This window comes from Nocardia sp. NPDC049149 (assembly GCF_043197455.1).
Classification (GTDB): Bacteria; Actinomycetota; Actinomycetes; order Mycobacteriales; family Mycobacteriaceae; genus Nocardia.
This window is the reverse complement of the sequence record NZ_JBICTD010000003.1, coordinates 900,216-918,060: the sequence shown is the minus strand read 5'-3', so window position 1 is coordinate 918,060 and position 17,845 is coordinate 900,216. Positions and strand designations below refer to the sequence as shown.

Genomic DNA, 17,845 nt, shown 5'->3' with positions numbered 1-17,845 from the left:
CTTGACGGTTAGCAACCGATCGGTTGCAATATTGGAGTGAGCTACGACACGATCATCAAGGCCGGCCGCTGGTTCGACGGCACAGGTTCGGCATCGGCCATCCGGCACCTGGGGTTGCGCGGCGATCGGGTCGTCGCGGTCTCGGTCGCGCCGCTCGACGAGACCGGCTGCGCGCAGGTCATCGACGCCGAGGGCAAGTGGGTGGTGCCCGGCATGGTCGACATCCACACCCATTACGACATCGAAGTGCTCAAGACGCCAGGGCTCACGGAGTCGGTGCGGCACGGCATCACCACGGTGCTGCTCGGGTCGTGTTCGCTGTCGACCGTGCATGTCGGCGGCACCGATGCCGGTGATCTGTTCGGGCGGGTCGAGGCGATCCCGCGCAAGCACGTCATCGAGGCCATCGACGAGCTCAAGACGTGGAACTCGGCGCACGAGTATGTCGCCGCGCTGGAGCGGCTGCCGTTGGGGCCGAATATCGCGGCAATGCTCGGTCATTCGGATATCCGCACCGCGCAGATGGGGTTGGATCGGGCCACCCGCAAGGATGTTCGCCCGACGCCGCAGGAAATGGCGGCGATGGAGGCGGCGCTGAACGAGGCCCTCGATGCCGGATTCGTCGGCATGTCGGCCCAGCAGTTGATGTTCGACAAACTCGACGGCGAGACCTGCCGATCGCGGACGCTGCCGTCGACCTACGCGAAGGCAAAGGAGCGCCGTCGCCTCAACGCGATTCTGCGGCGGCGCGATCGAGTGCTGCAGGCGGGCCCCGACGTCGGCTCGCCGCGTAGTCTCGCCGCGATGACGCTGAGCACCCTCGGCATCTTCCGCAAGCGGTTGAAGACCACGTTGCTCTCGGCCGCGGACATCAAGGCGACGCCGGCGGTCGTGCACATCATGGGGCCGATCGCGCGGGCATTGAACGCGCTCGGCGGCGATTTCCGCTGGCAGCACCTGCCGGTGCCGTTCGAGGTGTACGCCGACGGCATCGACCTGGTGATCTTCGAGGAGTTCGGATCCGGCGCGGCGGCGCTGCATCTGGCCGACGAGATCGAACGCAACGCGCTGCTGCGCGACGAGGACTACCGCCGCCGGTTCCGCAAGGACTACGAAGCCAGGTTCGGCGTGCGGGTCTGGCACCGTGACTTCTTCGATGCCGAGATCGTCTCCTGCCCTGATGATTCGGTGATCGGCAAGACCTTCGGACAGGTCGGTCTCGATCGCGGTGGCCTGCACCCGGTGGACACGTTCCTCGATCTGGTGCTCGCGCATGGCACCAAAATGCGCTGGCGCACAACCATTTCCAACCATCGTCCGGAGTTCCTGGCCAAGCTCGGCGCGGATCCCGGTGTGCAGCTCGGTTTCTCCGATGCCGGTGCGCACCTGCGCAACATGGCGTTCTACAACTTCGGTCTGCGGTTCCTGCGGCATGCCCGCGATGCCGAGCGGGCGGGTCGTGGCTTCATCTCGCTGGAGCGTGCCGTGCACCGGCTGACCGGTGAGCTGGCCGACTGGTACGGAGTGGATGCCGGGCATCTGCGCGAAGGCGACCGTGCCGATCTGGTGATCATCGATCCGGCCGAGCTGGACGCCTCGCTCGATGACTACGCGGAGAGTCCGGTCGCCCAGTATGACAACCTTTCCCGCATGGTCAATCGCAACGACGGCGCTGTCTCGGCCGTCTTCGTCGGCGGCAATTATGTTTTCGGAAACGGCACGGCGGCACCGGTTCTCGGTACCACGCGCACCGGACGATTCCTCGAGGCCAAGGCCCGGTGAGCGATCAACCCAAGCGGTCGGCGGCCACCAGGCAGGCGTCGCCGGCGCCGCGTCGCACGCAGGCGCAGCGGCGTGCGGCCACCATCGCCAAGCTCGTCGAGGCCACCATCGAGGCCATCGCCGAGGTCGGCTACCACAACGCCTCGCTCGGCGAGATCAGCCGCCGCGCAGGCGTATCCAAGGGCGGCATCTTCCGGCACTTCGACTCGCGCACTGACTTGGTCGTCGCCGCGGCCGAGGAGGTCGGTCGTCGGCACATGCAGGCCTTCGACAATCTTCGCCAACGCGAAAATAACGGCCGTCCACTGGATCTCACTCACATCCTGCACCGTGGGCGCAATCGGATCCGCGAGGAGACGAACGCGGTGTGGTTCGAACTGCTGGTCGCGGCGCGCACCGAACCGGAGCTGCGGGCCAGGCTCGCTCCGGTCGCCCGCGCGCTGATCGACGATGTCGAGAGCGTGGCGATCGCGGCGCTGACGCCGCTGGTGCCCGCCGAGGTCGCCCGCTTGCTGGCCACGTCGATGGCGCACATGTTCGACGGTGAGGCGATCTTCCGCGTCACCTATCCGCGCCCCGAGCTCGAGGATGCCCGCATCGAATACATCGCCGAGGTCTTCCGGCAGCTGACGGGGGCGTCGACCCAGGTCGAAACGAGCTCATGAACGTCGCTGACCAGGCCATACCGTTCTCCGTTATTGCATACACCATAATTCTGCGGTTGACTGGGCCGCATGGCTGACACCGTCACCGTCGAACGCGACGGACACGTTCTGCTCATCGGACTCAACCGCGCGGACAAGCGCAACGCCTTCACCCTGGAGATGCTCGGCGAGCTCTCGCGCGCCTACGCGCTGCTGGAGAACGACGACGATCTGCGCGTCGGTGTGCTGTTCGGGCACGGCGAGCACTTCACCGCGGGTCTGGACCTGGTCGACGTCGCGCCTGCCCTGGCGGGCGGCGCGATCACCTACCCCGACGACGGTGTCGATCCGTGGCGGCTGGACTACCGCTGGACCAAACCGGTGATCGCCGTGGCGCAGGGATGGTGCATGACGCTGGGTATCGAGCTGCTGCTGGCTGCCGACATCCGGATCGCCGCCGAGGGCACCCGGTTCAGTCAGCTGGAGGTCAAGCGCGGCATCTACCCGTTCGGCGGTGCGACACTGCGCTTTTGGCGCGAGGCAGGCTGGGGCAATGCGATGCGCTGGGTGCTGACCGGCGCCGAGTTCGACGCCGCCGAGGCCTACCGGATCGGGCTCGTGCAACAGGTGACCCCCGACGCCGCGACGGCACTCGCCGCCGCGCGGACGCTGGCGACCGAAATAGCCGAGGACTCGGCGCCATTGGGCGTGCGCACCATCCTCGCCTCCGCACATCGGGCGCGCGACGAAGGCAACGCGGCCGCGGCCGAGCACCTGGTCGGCGATGTCACCAAGCTCTTCGCCACCGCCGACGGCGCCGAGGGTATTCAGTCGTTCATCGAGCGACGCAAGGCCAACTTCACCGGCAAGTGAACTGCCGGAAGGTAATTGGTCGACACCCGGTCAAGCGAGACGGAGATCCATCTGCACGGTCGTGCCGTCCACGCCGGTGCAGATGCGGACCAGATCGCTCAGATGGTTGACCAAAAGTAAACCGCGGCCGCCGAATTGAAACGGCTCCGGCGGGCGGCGACCGGCCAGCGGATCGGTGATGTGGCCCGCGTCGCGGACCTGACACCGTATGTGCGTGCCCTCGACCCACAGCGCGAGGGTGCCGCTGCCGCCGCCGTGCACCACCGAGTTGGTCGTCGTCTCCGCGACGACCAGTTCGAGATCGATGATGCGCTCCTCGGCCATGCCTGCCTCGCGTGCGTAGTCGACGGCGCGATGTCTGGTGGCCGCGAGGGCGGTGGCATCGAAGGCGATGGTCTCGGCACCGAAACGCGGCGCAGGCAGCGGCTGGTTGTACGCGGCCACGATGCGGTCGGGATCGTATGCGGCACTGGCACGTTCGCCGATGCGGTCGATCAGGGTGGGGTGGGTGACGTGTGCGTCGGCCAGCACGGTCGGGTGGAGCCGTTCGGTGTCGTAGGGGCACAGGATGGAGACTTCGCGCCCCGCGAACGCGGCGTTGATCAGCGCTTCGTGCTGAGCGCACGCCGGATACTCGGTGTCCGAGCGGCCCGCCCAGATGGGTTCGCCGATGATCCTGACTCGACCGTCTTGGTGGGTGTCGGCGAAGGCGCGCAGCACGCCGGGGATGATGCGGCCGGGATTGCGGCCCTCGACCGTCATGTCCATGAGCTTGACGTGTTGGGCATCGGCGCCGAGTTCGGCGCGGATCAGCGCGAGATTGGGGCCGGGGACCGAGACGGCGACCGGTTCATCGTTGGCGAGACCTGCTCTGATGAATCCGATGGTGCCCGCGAGGTACTCCGCGCTGTCGCTGTAGAACAACGCCGGATGGACGAACGGGTCTGTAGTCCGAGCTTGCACCGTTCGCATCACCTCTTCTGCCCAGTCGCGGCAGGGAAACTCTGTGGAAAACACTACGCCCCAACGGCCCACTGTGCGGAACCAGCCGCGATGGGCTTGCCGAGATCGGCGACATCGTTGTCGCAGTACACAGTTCGCGGATCGCTGGCGGGATCAAGACTCCGGCAGAATCGACGGATCGGTCGCACAAGCCCGCAATATTCCGAGCACGGCCGCGCGCGCCTGGGCGTACGCGGAGTCGGGTTCGAGCAGGCGGGCCCGGGTCACCGCGGCGAAGCCGAGTGCGTCGATTTCGTAGGAGAGGACGCCGGGGTCGGTGTCGGGCCGCAGCTGTCCGGCCTCGATCGCGCCGCGAATGATCGACTGCACGTACTCGTCCCACTCCTTGGCGTGTTGGCGGAGCAGGTCGTGTACGAGTCCGGTCCGGTCGTCGAACTCGGATTGGATCGCCACGAAGAAGCAACCGCCGGGCAGCACCTTGGCGGTGTAGAACGCCAGGCGCGACTCGTGCAGTCGCCACAGTTGCAGGATTCCGGGCGGTGCTTGGAGGGCGGGCTGCACCACCAGGTCCACCCACTGCTGCCTGGCCCGTTCGACGGCGGCCAACTGCAGCTCTTCCTTGTCGCGCCAGAGCGAGAACAGGCCGGATTTGCTGACGCCCGCGGCCGCGGCGACCTGACCCATGCTCAGCCCGTCGAGGCCGTCGGTGGACGCCAGGGCGACGACGGTGTCGAGCACGGTGCTCCGTGACCGCTCACCGCGCGCGCGGCGCCCATCGGCGACCGGAAGCCTGTTCGTCATGTCGACATCCTATCCCAATAAGTGCGACCGATCGGTTGCGGTGTGGTTGGGAAGGTGGAAGAGTCGTCAAGCGCACGTCCACCGGCCGACAAAGAAGATAAGGGGCACGCCGCCCGTAGACTCCAGGGGGTATGTGGGAGTTGGGTCGACAGGGAGATTTCGCGATGAGAGTTGACCGTCCCGACTCCGGCAAGACGACCCGCGGCGCGCACCTGCGGCGGCTGGCCGCGGTATTCGCCGTCGTCGTCGCGGCTATCGGCACGGCGACCGCCTGCGGCGGCGCGGAGGAACGACCAGCGACCGAATCGGCTGTCGTCGATACACAATCGGGGCCGGTGCGCGGCATGCTGACCGAGCGTGCGCGGGTGTTCTCCGGAATTCCTTACGCCGCACCGCCAGTGGGTGAGCTGCGCTGGAAACCGCCGGTGGCCCCGGCGATCTGGTCGCAGGAGCGCGACGCGACGAAGCCGGGAGCGCAGTGCCCGCAGCGGGCGTTCAGACAGGGGCAGCTCAGCGGCAGCGAGGACTGCCTGTTCCTGAATGTGTCGACGCCGCGCACCACCGCCGCGCAGCGCAGGCCGGTCATGGTGTGGATTCACGGTGGCGCGTTCACCAGTGGCAGCGGCAACCTGTACGACCCGTCCCGGTTGGTGAACGCCGGTGACCTGGTGGTGGTCACGATCAACTACCGGCTCGGCGCGCTCGGCTTCCTCGGGCATCCGGCACTGGCGTACGACAACGGCCAGGTCGGCAATTTCGGATTGCTCGATCAGCAGGCGGCGTTGCGCTGGGTGCGCGACAACATCGCGGCATTCGGCGGCGACCCGGCCAAGGTGACCATCGCCGGGGAGTCGGCGGGTGCGATGTCGGTGTGCGATCACCTGGTGTCGCCCGCCTCGGATCGCCTTTTCCACGGCGCGATCCTGCAGAGCGGGCCGTGCCAGCTGCAGGCCGATCGACAGACCGCGGTCACCGCCAGCGAGCAGTACGCCCAGACGCTCGGATGTGCCGAACCGGCGGCGGCGCAGTGCTTGCGCGCGGTGCCCGCCGAGCAAGTGGCGGCGACACCGTTGCGGTACACCGGATCCGGGCCGGAACTACCTGGGCCGATCTTCGGGCAACCCCTGCTGCCCGAGGCGCCGCTTGCCGCGTTCCGGGCGGGCAAGGCGGCCAAGGTGCCGGTATTGATCGGCCTCAACAGCGACGAGGGCACCCTGTTCGCGCTCGACCCGCCCATCACGGCGGAGCAATACCCGCGGCTGCTCCAGGAGTTCGGCGCGCATGCCGACGCGGTGGCCGCGCAGTACCCGTTGACCGGCTATCCGCAGCCCGCGCTGGCCTGGTCGGCCGTGCTCACCGACAACACCTTCGCGTGCCCGATCGCCGACGCGTCGAAGTCCATGATCCGGACCGGTCCGGTCTATGCCTACGAATTCGCAGACCGCAACGCCGCCCCGATCTTCGAGCTGCCGACGCCGTTCCCGCTCGGTGCGTCGCACGCGTTCGAGCTGCCGTACCTGTTCGACATGGGTGCGCAGCGCGCGCCCGCGAGCCAGGCGCAGCGTGACCTGTCGGACAAGATGATTCGGTACTGGTCGGCGTTCGTGCGCGCGGGCGATCCGAACGGCCGCGGGCTGCCCGACTGGCCGCGGCACACGGGCGATCAGTCGCTGGTACTGAAGCCGGACGCACTCGCCACCACAGATGTCGCCAAGGAACATCGCTGTGGGCTCTGGCAGGAAGTTTCGGCGCAGGGACGGTGATCGGTCAGTACCAGTGATGGGCCTGCCAGAAATCCCAGGCGCCGATCGGGCTGCCGTAACGCTTGTTCATGTAGTCATAGGTCCAGCGGATCTGCGTCACCGGATTGAACGGCCAGTCGAGCCCGTGCGTGCTCATTTTCTCCGGCGGTAGCGCCTGGCCCAGTCCGTAGGCTCCGCTTTCCGGATTGCGCGCGAAGACATTCCAGCCGCTTTCGCGCGTGATGATGTTGTCGAACGCCCAGAAATGATGGGGCGGCACGATGCCCATGGCGATCGCTCTGACCGTGGCCTTGGGGATCGAGAGCGTCGAACCGGCGGAGTAGGCATTCGTGAGCGCCGACGGTTTCGCGCAGATGGCCGGCGCGTCCGGCGCATGGCAATCGGTGGCGACGGCATGTGCGGGAGCCATGCCGAGAAACACCGCACAAACGGCTGCCGCAATCGTAGGAATGACATACCGCATCGGCGATTCCGTCCTTCCGTATCCGATGGTTGAAACCTCGAAGCCGGTAGTGCCAATTCAGGAAATCATTAATATTCGATGCCGCGATGCTGCCACTCCGAAGTGATCGAGAATGAATTCGATTCGAACGCTGAGTTTTGGTCGGCGGTGATCTGGGTAAGGGCACGCATACCGGACGCGCTGTGTCCGAGCGACACGCGGAAGGGTGATCATGCTGTGATGCAGGTCAGCTGCCGCTGCACGTCGCGAAAAGTGGTTGCTACCTGCGTAAATGCTGGCGCGCGCTTCGAGGTGTCTGCCATGCTTTTCGGCTATTGTTGCTGTTCATGAAGACATCCCCGAGTCGGACGCGAATTCGAAGGCGTATCACCGCGTCGGTGGTGGGAGCGCTCGTGGCAGTGCTGATTTCGCCGTCGTCGGCAATAGCGCAGAACGCGCCGCACCCCGATGCCGGGACGGCGACAACTACGCCGAATATGGCACCGAAAGCGCCGCCGAGTAAGGCGCCGGACGGGGGTCCGGCCACCGTCCGTGGCACCAACTGGGCGGGGTACGTGGTCTTCGGGAAATTCAAGAGTATTTCCGCGGAATGGGTCGAGCCCGAGGTGTCGTGCACCGACACCGGCGTGATTCAGCGGGTCGTGGCCTGGGTCGGTTTGAACGGGACGCTGGTCGACGGCAAGCCCGCATTGCCGTTGATGCAGACCGGCACCGAGGCGATGTGTGTGAGCGCGGCAGGCGCGATCGCCTCGCTGCCAGGCCTGGCGATCGTGAACCTGGCGAGCGCGACCATCGTCAACAATCCGGAATGGTTCCGCAACGCCGTCCGGGCCGCCCAGACCTCGAATGTGCACCTGGGCAACGCTGCGACGGGAGCGTGCGGAGTCCTCGGCACCGGCTCGGCTCAGGGCGCTGCGGCCTGCACGCAGGAGGTGTACCGGATGGCGCTGTGGGAAGCGTATCCGGCGAATCCGGTGATCTATCAAGACGTCTCGTCGGCGCCAGGGGACAAGATCGCGGCCGAGGTGAGCTTCGACGGCGCCGCCTACACGATGACCTTGACCAACAAGACCCAGAAATGGACGAAAACCACCGTCGCGAAGACCGACGCACCCGTGCAGACCGCGGAAGTCATTCTCGAAGGCCAGCTCAACAGTTCGCTGCCGTCGTTCAGCCCGGTCGAATTCAGCAATGTGAAGCTCGACGGAAAACCGTTGTCGGCCTACAAGACAGTGGGTTACTCGATCGGTGCGACCAACGGTGAGGTGCACCCGGGCAAACTCGCCAAGAGCGGGTCCAGTTTCACCATCGCCAAATAGGCGCTACTTGTCGGGCACCGCAGGGCCGTTCAGCGGGCCAGATGCGTAATAGGCCAGGCAGGCCCCGTCGCCGTCGAGATCGGTCGCGGCTTCCAGCACCGAGTTGCCGTCCGGTGCCGGCAACAACGCCGAGCTGTAGTTCTTGCACGGGGCGTCGGTGATGTCGTCGATCGTGACCGGTGCGGGGATTTCGTACCAGCGGCCTTCGCCCAAGGTGTCGTTGGCCAGGATGGTTCTGCCGGTGTTCGCCGTCATCGTGCCGTCCACGCTCGACACCATCTGGCCGGACAGCAGGATGGTGCCGTTCGGGCCGGGCCCCGGGCTCCATGCCGGGAAGGGCGCGTGCTGGGTGTAGCCGCCGTCGGCGCCGGTGCGCACCATCGTGCCGAGGAATCGCGGATCGCCGTAGTTCCAGCCGTCGGTGGATCTACGAAAGTAGGCCAGGCACTGGTGAATCCGGTCGGTGTTGCAGATCTCGTAGCTCATGAAATAGGTGCCGTCCGGCAGAGTGATGACGTTGGCCATGCCCGGCCGGACCGTGCGGACATCGCTGACCACGGTGTCGCTCTGGTTCACCCAGTGCACGGCATCGGGCGAGCGGACCTGCACCAATTTCTGGCTGTGCCTGAGGTTATCGGTTTCGTCGGAGTAGAGGGCGACGAGTTGCCCGTCCGCCGCCATCGACAAGCTCGGCTCCCAGGCGCTCGGCAGGATGGGTCCCCAGTCGGTGGGGGAGTACACGCTGTTGGATTCGGCGATGGTGGACACGAACTTCCAGTTTGCGCCGTGATCGGTGCTGGCCCACAGTCGTTGTTCGACGTGGCGCAGCACGACCTCGAACAGGTCGAAGAACACGGTGTCGGCCCACAGCAGCGTGCCCGCCGGTAAATTGCCGATCGCCGTCGGCAGTTCGAAGAGTGCCGAACAGCAGAGCTGCCCACCCTTGGCCGCCATCGGGTCGGTGACGGTGCCGCGCTGCTGAAAAGTCTTGCCGCCGTCCGTGCTCGCCATGATCGCGCCGTGCTGTTGCAGCGTGTTGACGCTGGCCACGATGGTGCCGTTGGCCGCGCCGCTGTGCTGCAGCCGAATCAGGCGTGGATAAAAGCTGCTTTCCGGATACAGCAGCTGACGGGTCGGTGCGACCGCCGATATCGCAGGCTCGGCGGTGGCCGATGGGGCCGACCCGAGCGCGCACAGCGCAACGATCATCAACGCACCGAGCCGATGCACGGATACTCCCCTCGAAGTTCGGCAGAACGATGTCGCTCGGAAATGCACGCGGGGAAAACTCGCTGCAGAATACCGAACTCCTGTCCGAATTCGGCGCACCGTCATGGTTCACGGCGCGGGATCGAACCAGGCCGGTCCGTCCGCGCATGCGAGCCGGATGCGCAGCAGGTCGTGCTCGGGCAGGTGCGGGAGATCCGCCAGGTCGAACCACGCGACCTCCAACGATTCGTCGTCGTTCACCGCGGCCGTGCCGCCGATCGCGCGGCAGCGGAAGGCGATATCCATGAACTGGCAGATGTCGCCGTTCGGGTAGGTGTGTGGCGGCATGGCCCGGACGAGGACGATGCGTTCGGCGACGCAGCGCACAGCGGTCTCCTCGTAGACCTCTCGCACCGCGCAGGCGGCGGGCTGTTCGCCGGGTTCGGGCATGCCCGCGATGATCGCCCAGTTGCCGGTGTCGGCTCGGCGGCCGAGCAGCAGCCTGTCGGCGTCATCGAAGACCAGCGCGCTGACGCCGGGGAGCCACAGCAGTTGGCGGCCTGCGGTGGCGCGGATGGTGTGGATGAAGTCAGGGGTCGCCATGCCAACGACAGTAGGTGGCCGAGCGGCGGCCGATTGGAGTGTGTGTCGGCGGGTATGCGGCTGGTGCGGGCTGTTTCGGCTTCGATCGGGCAGTTGCCCCGGCATCGTCGACGATGACGAGCCGCTCGACGGCGAGCAGGCGCGGCGGGAGCAGCGGCACCGGAGCAAGCGGCCCGTGTAGATCCGAGAACAAGGCGTTGCGGTAGTCGAGTGCCGTGGTCGCCCCCGAGAAAGGGGACCCCGGTGTCCATGCCGTTGGTCGATTCCGTTGGCACCGCGCTCGAGCACGTCGCCATGGCGGTGGGCTGGGATCCCGCCGAGATATGGTCCGAATCCGACGGCACGATCAACGCGGAGCGCCGGGTCGACTTGAACTCGGCGGCAGTGCTTTTCGCCGGCGATCAGTTGGTGGACGCCGTGTACCACGAGCAGCTCGGCTCGCGTGACGCGGCGGTCAGCCACAGCGGCGACAGCCCGACGGGGGAGGGGCGCGGTGACAACGAGGTGATCACCCTCGATGTGGCGAAGCTCGACCCGCAGGTGACGAGCGTGATCTTTCTCGTCACCAGCTACTCGGGACAGAGCCTCGCGCAGATCGACAACGTGTACTACCGGCTGCTCGACACCATGACCGGCACCGAAATCGCCAGGTGCGCAATCGGTAATGGTCCGCACACCGGGGTGGTGCTCGGAAAACTCGTTCGGGCCCAACCCTGTTGGCATTTCGTGGGGATCGGCGCAGGCCTGTACGCGCATCACGTGGCCGAAGCCGTGCCGCAGCTCGCGCCCTACCTGCCGTAACCTGCGACGAAATCCGGTTACAGCGGCTGATATCCGGTGCCGATATCGCCGCGGGCGTCCAGGTCAGACATGATTGCGTGGATATTGGTGCCGACTTCCGGTCCGAAACAGCCGATGCCGTAGTAGGCGTTCACCATGCCGACCAAGGTGGTGCCGAGCATCACCGGTGCGCCGGAATCGCCCTTCATCACACACATTTGGGTCCAGGTCTCGGTGTTGGTTGACCGGATATCGCCCCAGACCACGCCGCAGCTCGTCCCGGTGGTGCTGCCACGCTTGCACGCGATCGCGGGAAACTGTGCGGGGGCGCCGATTCCGGTGATGGTGGTGCCGCCGACGTGGCTCATCGGGGTGACGCGCTGCGGATCGAATTCGATGACCGCGTAATCCAGTCGGGGATCGGAGTGGACGAACCGACCCACTGTTCCATAGCTCGGCGCTATATCGGCTGCTACGCGTGCGCCTGGCTGGCCGCAGTGTCCGGCGGTCAAGCCGACCAGCCGCTGCGCGCTGTCGCGGCCGATGGTGGTCAAGGTGCAGCCGACGCGCTCGTCGATCGTGATGCCGGAGCCGCCGCCGATCGCGGGCGGCGCTTCGGCGGTGGCGACAGCGGGTGCGGCGCCGAGTACGGCGGCCGCGGCGGCGAAAACTAGGGCGCTTCGTGTCACGTGTATGACTCCTCTGGATCGCTGTCCCAATGCCTGTGTATGGATCGCTGTACCGATGCCTGTGTATGGATCGCTGTACCGATGCCTGTGTATGGATCGCTGTACCGATGCCTGCGCACCGATTGTTCGCGACATTCCCTGCTTGACCGCAGCCAAACAGGTTATGTGGCAGTCGAATCAACCACGACGGAGTTCAGGATCCATCGATCGCCAGCAATGTTCTCGCGCCCGCGGCGAACGCTTCGGCGTCCTCCAGTTGTGGATAGTGGCCGAGGCCAGCGAGTTCGAGCACCGGAGCCGCCGGGCGCAACGTGCGCAGACCGTCGAGAACCGCGACGGTGGCGACCGGATCCGCAGTCCCCCAGAGGAAGCCGAGCGGCTTGTCCCAGTCGCGGACCGCCCCGTGCCAGCGCGCCGCGTTGGTGACGCGCTCGTCGAGGTAGGCGGTGAGCAGATGCGCGATCCGATGACCACGCTCGTGCGCGAGCAACGCCCACTGTGCTGCGGCCTCGGTCTTGGTCAACGGGTGCCGGGCCGAGAACAGTCGCGCGAACTCGCGGGTGAACACCGCACGGTTCGCCAGCCGCGCCGCCACCGGTCCGAGCGGGCCGCGCAGGATCTGCTGGATCGGCCGCAGGCTCGCCTTCTCCAGGATGACGCTGCCGTTGCTGAGGACCGCGCGGTCGAGGGTGCAGGTCAGCGTCCCGTCGATGTCGCGGGCGATCAGCTCGGTGGCGACGGAGGTGCCCATGTCGTGCGCGAGCAGCACGATCGGGCCCGCGGTGCTCGCGGCGACGATCTCTTCGACGGTGTCGGCATGCTCGAACAGGCTGTAGCGGTGTGGCCGCGGCTTGTCGGACAGTCCGAAGCCGAGGAAGTCGATGGTCAGCCAGGCGCGGCCGCCCAGTCGGCCGACGATGTCGCGGAAGTCGAAGGAGCTCGATGGGTAGCCGTGCAGCAGAACGACAGTCGGCCCCTCGCCCGCGGCGGACCGGACGAACAGCGTGCCCGCCCGGGTGCGCACCTGTCGCCCGCCCGCGCGCCACTGCTCGACTTCGCTCGGCATCACAGCGGCGACACTACGGCACGGGCAGCGGGTGCGGGGTCGGCGCGGAACGGGCGTCATAGCCCGCTGACCACGGGTTGTGAGCCGGGTCTCCTTCCTCGCGAATTCCGTTCACCGGACAGAAGTCCGCATTTACCTCCGTTCGCCGCGGCTCGCCGGTATCGTCCCTGATCAGAGCTAATGCCTCTGCTGGGAACCACCTGTCGTGCCGAGGAGGTCGCAATGCGGCGACGCGTATCAATACGCCCCATGTGGCGCCACCTGGTCCGTGGCCTCATCCTCATCGGCGCGTGCGTCGGCGGCTCCGCTCGCTGCTACGTCGAGTGGGCAGGCGCCAATCCCGCCGACGCCAAGGACGTGGAGTGCTGGGATTGGTCGGTTCCGCATCAGTGGTACGACGCGGCGCATCGCCAGTGACGCGCTGACCGGTTCTCCTGTGCGGCGGTCTTGTTCATCCGGTCTGCCCGGCCGTCAAGGGTGGACGTACACGGGAACATCGTCGGCCCACGGTTGCCGCGTGACCATGTCGGCGACCTTCACATAACCGCGCTCGAACTCGCCGGTGGCGGCGTCTACCAGGCGATATTCCTGGGTTTGCCGGTGGATCGGCTGGGCGTCGAGCAGGACGACGCGCACCTCGCCCGGTTCGAAGTGGCAGCGTTGCTGCATCGCGGCGATCAGCTGCTCGTTGTGCATGTGGCCGTCGCCGAAGTTCCAGCCGACGGCGGTGCTGCAGAGGCGCTCGCCCTCGGTGACCACGTACTCGTCCTCGCGGCCCGCAGGCATCGCCCGGTGCACGAGGGTGAACAGCGCGCGCCCGTGCGTGTTCATGGCGCGGAAGGCATAGCCGAGATACATCGGGATCTGGGCGCGGTCCTTGCCGTAGTACCGCTCCAGCTGCGCCTGCGGCATGCTGGCGATCGCGACGATGCCCGCGTCGATCTTCGCGGCCGCCGACGGTTTCACGCACCACAGCGTCGTGTCCCAGTTGCCCGCGTAGTAGCGCATGCCTGGCAGGAACGAAATCTTGCGCGGGAACAGGTTTCCCGCGATCACCGTGCCCGCGACCACCACGAACAGCAGCGCCACCGGCACCGGTCGGGTCAACTCGCCGAGGCCGAGATCGGCGTGTGCGACGAACAGCGTGCCGACGCCGAAGATCATGAAGACGTTCCACTCCAACGGAACTCCCATCGGGATGGCGGTGAGGATCCCGAGGTGGAAACACACCATCACGAACGCGGCGATCGCCGTCGGCCAGCCGCCGTGCGCGAAGAACAACACCACCGGGACGGCCAGCTCCACCGCGGTGGCGGCGTGCGCGACGAGACGTGACAGCCTGCCGGGCCGCAGATCGTCGGGGAAGTTCTCGAAGAACTTGCGCTTGAGCGACTTTCGGCGCACCACCGGGCTGTTGGACATCATCGTGGACACCACGAACGGAAAGTGCTTGTTCAGCTTCGAGATCGCCGCGCCCATCCAGATCACCAGGAAAACGATCTTCGCGGCGATCAGCGGGTCGGCGGCGGTGAACAGGAACGCGACGGTGAGCGGCGCGTAGACCTCGCCGCGCGCCGCCAGGAAGATCACCTTGTCGCGCAACCCGAGTACCGCGAGCACGCCGAGGATTCCGGCGATCTGCCAGGTCGGCAGGATCCCGACCGTCGTGTCCAGCGCCGGTATCGGCCCGGTGCCGTTGGACAGCAACGCGATCGCGGTCAGCACCAGCAGCGCCGCATACAAGGCGACATCCATCGGCGTGCGACTGGAGCCTTTCGTCAGCGGCACTCGATTCGGCCACGGCGGCAGCCGAATGGTCTTGGGCCGCAGCCAATACAGGATCGAGCCGAACGGCGGCACGAACCGGTTGTTCAGCGGCCCGAACCCGCAGCCGAGCCCGATCACCTCGAACAGCAGCGTGTACAGCACCACCTTCTCGAAGACGATCGGCTCCGACCACCAGTCGCCGACGGCGGTGAACCCGTCGATGCCCTTGGTGGACAGGACGATCAGCCAGCCGCCGAGGATATAGAGGCCGACCTTGCCGACATAGAACAGATGCAGCATGACCGGGGTGCCGAAGCCGACCTCGGCCCAATGCCGCGCCATCGGACGGATCCGCTCGCCGCGGGTGCCCTTGCTCCACTCCGTCATGTCGACCACCGGCAGTTCGGGCTCGCGAAATCCCATCAGGCACACTCCGATTCCGTGCTGGCGCGCGGGCGCGGACACGACGTGCCTGGCGGGCGCGCGACGCTGATCTTCGACGATAGCGAGCGAAGCTGCCGCTCAGACCGTTTCCGGCGCAGTGCGGTGCGCGGTCCCGGTCACCGGGACCGACGGTTCAGCGACTCGGTTCCGGATGCGGCATCCGCCACGCTTCGGCCAACCGGGAGGGGTGCACCTGTGCGCCGCCGCCGAAGAATTCGCAGAACTTCATGATCAGGGGATCCCATCCGACCGGGTCGATGTAGTGGGTGCCAGGCAGGACCAGGTCGTCGGCCACGTGTGCGCGCACGATCCGGACGGTGTGGGCGATGGCGTCGGTGTCGATGCCGAACGGTACGGCCGAGAGCAGTTCGCATTCGAGTTGGATCGGGCACTCGGCCACCCGAGGAGCGGCGACGAGATCCGACGGGACCGGCGTGAGCCCGGCGGCGCCGAACTTGTCCGGCTCGTGCCGGTAGCCCTTGTCGACCTTGTGCGGTGACAGTTCCGGCGAACCGGTCAGCAGGGCGAGCCTGTCGACGGCGGTGACCAGGTCCGCGGACGGCAGGTTCAGCACGCACTCGCGTTCCCGGGCCAGGTTCATGGTGGTCTGTGCGCCGGTGTTCATCCCGAGCATGCATTGATCGTCGAGCCACCACGCCGACGACATCGGTGCCAGGTTCGCCGTCCCGTCCGGGTTGCGGGTGCTGATCAACACGACCGGGGTGCCGAAATACAGGACCTTGAGATCAACTACGCGATGCATGGGGCCAACGATGCCGTTCGGTGTGGTGCGGACGCTGGCGGAAAGAGGACACGGCGTTGCGGGCTTACGACGCGGTGTCGCACGGGTTCTGGTGCTACTCGGCGCGGGCGATACAGCGCCGCAGGCGGTCGGGCTACACAGCGCCGCAGGGGGTCGGACTACACAGCGCCGATGGCGATCAGGCTGCGCGCACAGTCGAGCACCGCCTGCTCGGCGGGGCGTGGCCGCCAGCCGAGGACACGCTCGGCCTTCTCGATGCTGTGCCGGTTACGTCGGCCGAGGGCGGGGGTGATCTCGCGCAGCGACGGGTCGGCCAGGCGGGCGAAGAGCCGGACCGCGAAATCGGGGAGCTGCCGGGTGGCGACGGCGCTGCCCTGCTCGCCCAGCTTGCTGTGCAAGGTCTGCGCCATGTCCCGCATCCAGGTGAAATCGCCTGTCGCCAAGAATCGTTCGCCGCCAGCACCCGGTGCGGTCATTGCCCGGATATGGATGTCGGCGAGGTCGCGGACATCGACGATCTCGAAGCCGATACGCGGCACGCCGCGCATGGTCCCCGAGAGCATCCGCGCGATGATGCTGACCGAGCCGGTATTGGCGGCGGTGAGCACAGGGCCGAAGACCGCGCCGGGCAGGACGGTGGTCAGCTCGGTGCGACTCTGGTTGTCGCGCATGAAGTCCCACGCCGCGAGCTCGGCGACGGTCTTCGAACGGCGGTAGGGGATCAGTGTCGGATCATCGGGGTCGGTCCACAGTGTTTCGTCGGTAATGCCTTCTGTCGCATAGGAAGACGGGCTTGCCGCGTTCGCCGCCGAGGTCATCACCACCCGGCGCACTCCGGCCGCGGTCGCGGCGCGCAGCACCCGCAGCGTGCCGTCGCGTGCGGTGGCGACCAGCGTGTCTGCGCTGCCGGTGCTGGCGATGCCGAGCGGTGAGGCGACGTGCAGCACGTAGTCGACGTCCGTCATCGCGGCGTCCCAGCCGTGGTCGGCGGTCAGGTCGGCGACCGCGAAGCTCAGCCGTCCGGCCGGGTCGATTGTGGCGGCGACTGCCGAGGTGACCGCGTTCGCCTTGTCTTGGTCGCGCACGGTGGTGCGCACGTGGTAGCCGCGTCCGAGCAGCTCGACGAGGCACCATCCGGCGACATAGCCGGTTCCTCCGGTTACCAGTACCAGCTCGGCCATGCGGATTCACCTCCGTGTGCCACAATGAAACGGAGGGGCCTCCGGTCCGGTTTCCAGGGTAACGGAGCCCCCTCCGTTTCGCAAGCGAGGCACGAAGGACCCGAATGACGCAGGCAAGACCAGAGTCGACCCGAACCGACGCCCGCAACAATCGCGCGCGGATCCTCGCCGCTGCCCTTGCGGCCTTCGCCGAATCGACCGAGGTCTCGCTTACCGCGATCGCCAAACGCGCAGGCGTCGGCATCGGCACCCTCTACCGCCACTTCCCGAATCGGGAAGCCCTGATCTTCGCGCTCTATCAGCACCAGATCGGCGAACTGATCGACCTTGCGCCAACCCTGTTGGGCGCCAACCCACCCCTCGACGCACTCCGACTGTGGTTCGCCGAGGTCGCCGGCTACGCCCAGCGGAAATTCGGTGCCGCCGAGGTCATCCATGCCGCCACCAACGGCGGCCTCGACGACGAGTACTACCGCCCCTTCGTCGCCGCCATCGCTCAATTGCTCAGTGCGGGTGCCGAAGACGGCTCCCTCAAACCAGACCTCGATCCAGAGGACGTCCTGCTGCAACTCAGCGTCCTGTGGCGAATAGACCCCGCCACCGGCGGCGCAGCCAGGATCAACCGGATACTCGACCTCATCATCGACGGACTCCGGGCGAACACCCCCTGACGGAGGATCATGCCTCCGCGGAGCGGCCCTTGACCTCATCCGCGCAGCTACGATTCGCGTGAAC

The 17,845-nt window shown here is 66.9% G+C and carries 18 protein-coding genes; 8 read left to right on the top strand and 10 right to left on the bottom strand.

Annotation, left to right across the window (positions count from 1 at the left end; translation table 11 throughout):
- Positions 1 to 36: 36 nt before the first annotated feature.
- The 3 genes from ACGFNJ_RS14925 (at position 37) to ACGFNJ_RS14915 (ending at position 3,299) form a co-directional block, all read left to right on the top strand.
- Entirely contained in the window at positions 37 to 1,782 is a 1,746-nt protein-coding gene (locus tag ACGFNJ_RS14925) for an amidohydrolase family protein (RefSeq protein ID WP_393447443.1), read from the top strand.
- Positions 1,779 to 2,447: a TetR/AcrR family transcriptional regulator gene (locus ACGFNJ_RS14920; RefSeq protein WP_393447441.1), complete on the top strand. Its 669-nt coding sequence runs from the start codon at positions 1,779 to 1,781 to the stop codon at positions 2,445 to 2,447. Before ACGFNJ_RS14925 ends, ACGFNJ_RS14920 begins: the two co-directional genes overlap by 4 nt.
- A gap of 69 nt (positions 2,448 to 2,516) precedes the next feature.
- Positions 2,517 to 3,299: a crotonase/enoyl-CoA hydratase family protein gene (locus ACGFNJ_RS14915; RefSeq protein ID WP_393447439.1), complete on the top strand. Its 783-nt coding sequence runs from the start codon at positions 2,517 to 2,519 to the stop codon at positions 3,297 to 3,299.
- A 30-nt stretch (positions 3,300 to 3,329) separates the two neighbouring features.
- Here the strand turns inward: ACGFNJ_RS14915 and ACGFNJ_RS14910 are convergent, their stop codons facing one another.
- The gene (locus ACGFNJ_RS14910; RefSeq protein WP_393447437.1) at positions 3,330 to 4,262 is read right to left on the bottom strand and encodes an anti-sigma factor RsbA family regulatory protein; all 933 of its coding nucleotides are present in this window, start codon (positions 4,260 to 4,262) and stop codon (positions 3,330 to 3,332) included.
- Between the two features lie 153 nt (positions 4,263 to 4,415).
- Positions 4,416 to 5,063, bottom strand: coding sequence for a TetR/AcrR family transcriptional regulator (locus ACGFNJ_RS14905; protein ID WP_393447435.1), 648 nt, complete (start codon positions 5,061 to 5,063; stop codon positions 4,416 to 4,418).
- A 164-nt stretch (positions 5,064 to 5,227) separates the two neighbouring features.
- Between ACGFNJ_RS14905 and ACGFNJ_RS14900 the strand changes: the two genes are divergently transcribed.
- Complete coding sequence (locus tag ACGFNJ_RS14900; protein ID WP_393447433.1) at positions 5,228 to 6,826, top strand: carboxylesterase/lipase family protein; 1,599 nt, start codon at positions 5,228 to 5,230, stop codon at positions 6,824 to 6,826.
- Positions 6,827 to 6,830: 4 nt separating this feature from the next.
- Here ACGFNJ_RS14900 and ACGFNJ_RS14895 read toward each other — a convergent pair whose 3' ends face one another.
- Positions 6,831 to 7,289 (bottom strand): lytic transglycosylase domain-containing protein, encoded by a 459-nt coding sequence (locus tag ACGFNJ_RS14895; protein WP_393447431.1) that lies wholly within the window; start codon positions 7,287 to 7,289, stop codon positions 6,831 to 6,833.
- A gap of 392 nt (positions 7,290 to 7,681) precedes the next feature.
- Between ACGFNJ_RS14895 and ACGFNJ_RS14890 the strand changes: the two genes are divergently transcribed.
- A complete protein-coding gene (locus tag ACGFNJ_RS14890) occupies positions 7,682 to 8,608 on the top strand; it encodes a G1 family glutamic endopeptidase (protein ID WP_393447429.1) in 927 nt (308 codons plus the stop codon).
- Positions 8,609 to 8,611: 3 nt separating this feature from the next.
- Here the strand turns inward: ACGFNJ_RS14890 and ACGFNJ_RS14885 are convergent, their stop codons facing one another.
- Both ACGFNJ_RS14885 and ACGFNJ_RS14880 read right to left on the bottom strand, forming a co-directional pair.
- Entirely contained in the window at positions 8,612 to 9,838 is a 1,227-nt protein-coding gene (locus ACGFNJ_RS14885) for a sialidase family protein (RefSeq protein ID WP_393447427.1), read from the bottom strand.
- A 108-nt stretch (positions 9,839 to 9,946) separates the two neighbouring features.
- The gene (locus ACGFNJ_RS14880; protein ID WP_393447425.1) at positions 9,947 to 10,420 is read right to left on the bottom strand and encodes an NUDIX domain-containing protein; all 474 of its coding nucleotides are present in this window, start codon (positions 10,418 to 10,420) and stop codon (positions 9,947 to 9,949) included.
- 249 nt (positions 10,421 to 10,669) lie between these two features.
- Here ACGFNJ_RS14880 and ACGFNJ_RS14875 point away from each other — a divergent pair, with 249 nt between their 5' ends.
- The gene (locus tag ACGFNJ_RS14875) at positions 10,670 to 11,221 is read left to right on the top strand and encodes a TerD family protein (protein ID WP_393447850.1); all 552 of its coding nucleotides are present in this window, start codon (positions 10,670 to 10,672) and stop codon (positions 11,219 to 11,221) included.
- A 17-nt stretch (positions 11,222 to 11,238) separates the two neighbouring features.
- Here ACGFNJ_RS14875 and ACGFNJ_RS14870 read toward each other — a convergent pair whose 3' ends face one another.
- Together ACGFNJ_RS14870 and ACGFNJ_RS14865 are read right to left on the bottom strand one after the other, a co-directional pair.
- The gene (locus tag ACGFNJ_RS14870) at positions 11,239 to 11,889 is read right to left on the bottom strand and encodes a serine protease (protein WP_393447423.1); all 651 of its coding nucleotides are present in this window, start codon (positions 11,887 to 11,889) and stop codon (positions 11,239 to 11,241) included.
- A 193-nt stretch (positions 11,890 to 12,082) separates the two neighbouring features.
- Complete coding sequence (locus ACGFNJ_RS14865; protein WP_393447848.1) at positions 12,083 to 12,955, bottom strand: alpha/beta fold hydrolase; 873 nt, start codon at positions 12,953 to 12,955, stop codon at positions 12,083 to 12,085.
- Positions 12,956 to 13,177: 222 nt separating this feature from the next.
- Between ACGFNJ_RS14865 and ACGFNJ_RS14860 the strand changes: the two genes are divergently transcribed.
- A complete protein-coding gene (locus tag ACGFNJ_RS14860; RefSeq protein ID WP_393447421.1) occupies positions 13,178 to 13,372 on the top strand; it encodes a hypothetical protein in 195 nt (64 codons plus the stop codon).
- Between the two features lie 54 nt (positions 13,373 to 13,426).
- On the opposite strand, the gene ACGFNJ_RS14855 is transcribed toward ACGFNJ_RS14860, so the two are convergent.
- The 3 genes from ACGFNJ_RS14855 to ACGFNJ_RS14845 all read right to left on the bottom strand — a co-directional run bounded on the left by ACGFNJ_RS14855 (position 13,427) and on the right by ACGFNJ_RS14845 (position 17,110).
- The gene (locus ACGFNJ_RS14855) at positions 13,427 to 15,145 is read right to left on the bottom strand and encodes a DUF3556 domain-containing protein (RefSeq protein ID WP_393447419.1); all 1,719 of its coding nucleotides are present in this window, start codon (positions 15,143 to 15,145) and stop codon (positions 13,427 to 13,429) included.
- 154 nt (positions 15,146 to 15,299) lie between these two features.
- The gene (locus ACGFNJ_RS14850; protein ID WP_393447417.1) at positions 15,300 to 15,929 is read right to left on the bottom strand and encodes a flavin reductase family protein; all 630 of its coding nucleotides are present in this window, start codon (positions 15,927 to 15,929) and stop codon (positions 15,300 to 15,302) included.
- 158 nt (positions 15,930 to 16,087) lie between these two features.
- Positions 16,088 to 17,110 (bottom strand): NAD-dependent epimerase/dehydratase family protein, encoded by a 1,023-nt coding sequence (locus tag ACGFNJ_RS14845; protein WP_393447415.1) that lies wholly within the window; start codon positions 17,108 to 17,110, stop codon positions 16,088 to 16,090.
- A gap of 104 nt (positions 17,111 to 17,214) precedes the next feature.
- On the opposite strand from ACGFNJ_RS14845, the gene ACGFNJ_RS14840 reads away from it, so the two are divergent.
- The gene (locus ACGFNJ_RS14840) at positions 17,215 to 17,781 is read left to right on the top strand and encodes a TetR/AcrR family transcriptional regulator (protein ID WP_393447414.1); all 567 of its coding nucleotides are present in this window, start codon (positions 17,215 to 17,217) and stop codon (positions 17,779 to 17,781) included.
- The last annotated feature ends 64 nt before the right edge of the window (positions 17,782 to 17,845 follow it).

What these genes read in the sequence shown, in the direction of transcription:
- ACGFNJ_RS14905 (WP_393447435.1), bottom strand. Translation starts at nt 5,063, where the DNA reads ATGACGAACAGGCTTCCGGTCGCCGATGGGCGCCGCGCGCGCGGTGAG.
- ACGFNJ_RS14860 (WP_393447421.1), top strand. Translation starts at nt 13,178, where the DNA reads ATGCGGCGACGCGTATCAATACGCCCCATGTGGCGCCACCTGGTCCGT.
- ACGFNJ_RS14900 (WP_393447433.1), top strand. Translation starts at nt 5,228, where the DNA reads ATGAGAGTTGACCGTCCCGACTCCGGCAAGACGACCCGCGGCGCGCAC.
- ACGFNJ_RS14865 (WP_393447848.1), bottom strand. Translation starts at nt 12,955, where the DNA reads ATGCCGAGCGAAGTCGAGCAGTGGCGCGCGGGCGGGCGACAGGTGCGC.
- ACGFNJ_RS14875 (WP_393447850.1), top strand. Translation starts at nt 10,670, where the DNA reads ATGCCGTTGGTCGATTCCGTTGGCACCGCGCTCGAGCACGTCGCCATG.
- ACGFNJ_RS14895 (WP_393447431.1), bottom strand. Translation starts at nt 7,289, where the DNA reads ATGCGGTATGTCATTCCTACGATTGCGGCAGCCGTTTGTGCGGTGTTT.
- ACGFNJ_RS14880 (WP_393447425.1), bottom strand. Translation starts at nt 10,420, where the DNA reads ATGGCGACCCCTGACTTCATCCACACCATCCGCGCCACCGCAGGCCGC.
- ACGFNJ_RS14840 (WP_393447414.1), top strand. Translation starts at nt 17,215, where the DNA reads ATGACGCAGGCAAGACCAGAGTCGACCCGAACCGACGCCCGCAACAAT.
- ACGFNJ_RS14850 (WP_393447417.1), bottom strand. Translation starts at nt 15,929, where the DNA reads ATGCATCGCGTAGTTGATCTCAAGGTCCTGTATTTCGGCACCCCGGTC.
- ACGFNJ_RS14845 (WP_393447415.1), bottom strand. Translation starts at nt 17,110, where the DNA reads ATGGCCGAGCTGGTACTGGTAACCGGAGGAACCGGCTATGTCGCCGGA.
- ACGFNJ_RS14855 (WP_393447419.1), bottom strand. Translation starts at nt 15,145, where the DNA reads ATGGGATTTCGCGAGCCCGAACTGCCGGTGGTCGACATGACGGAGTGG.
- ACGFNJ_RS14915 (WP_393447439.1), top strand. Translation starts at nt 2,517, where the DNA reads ATGGCTGACACCGTCACCGTCGAACGCGACGGACACGTTCTGCTCATC.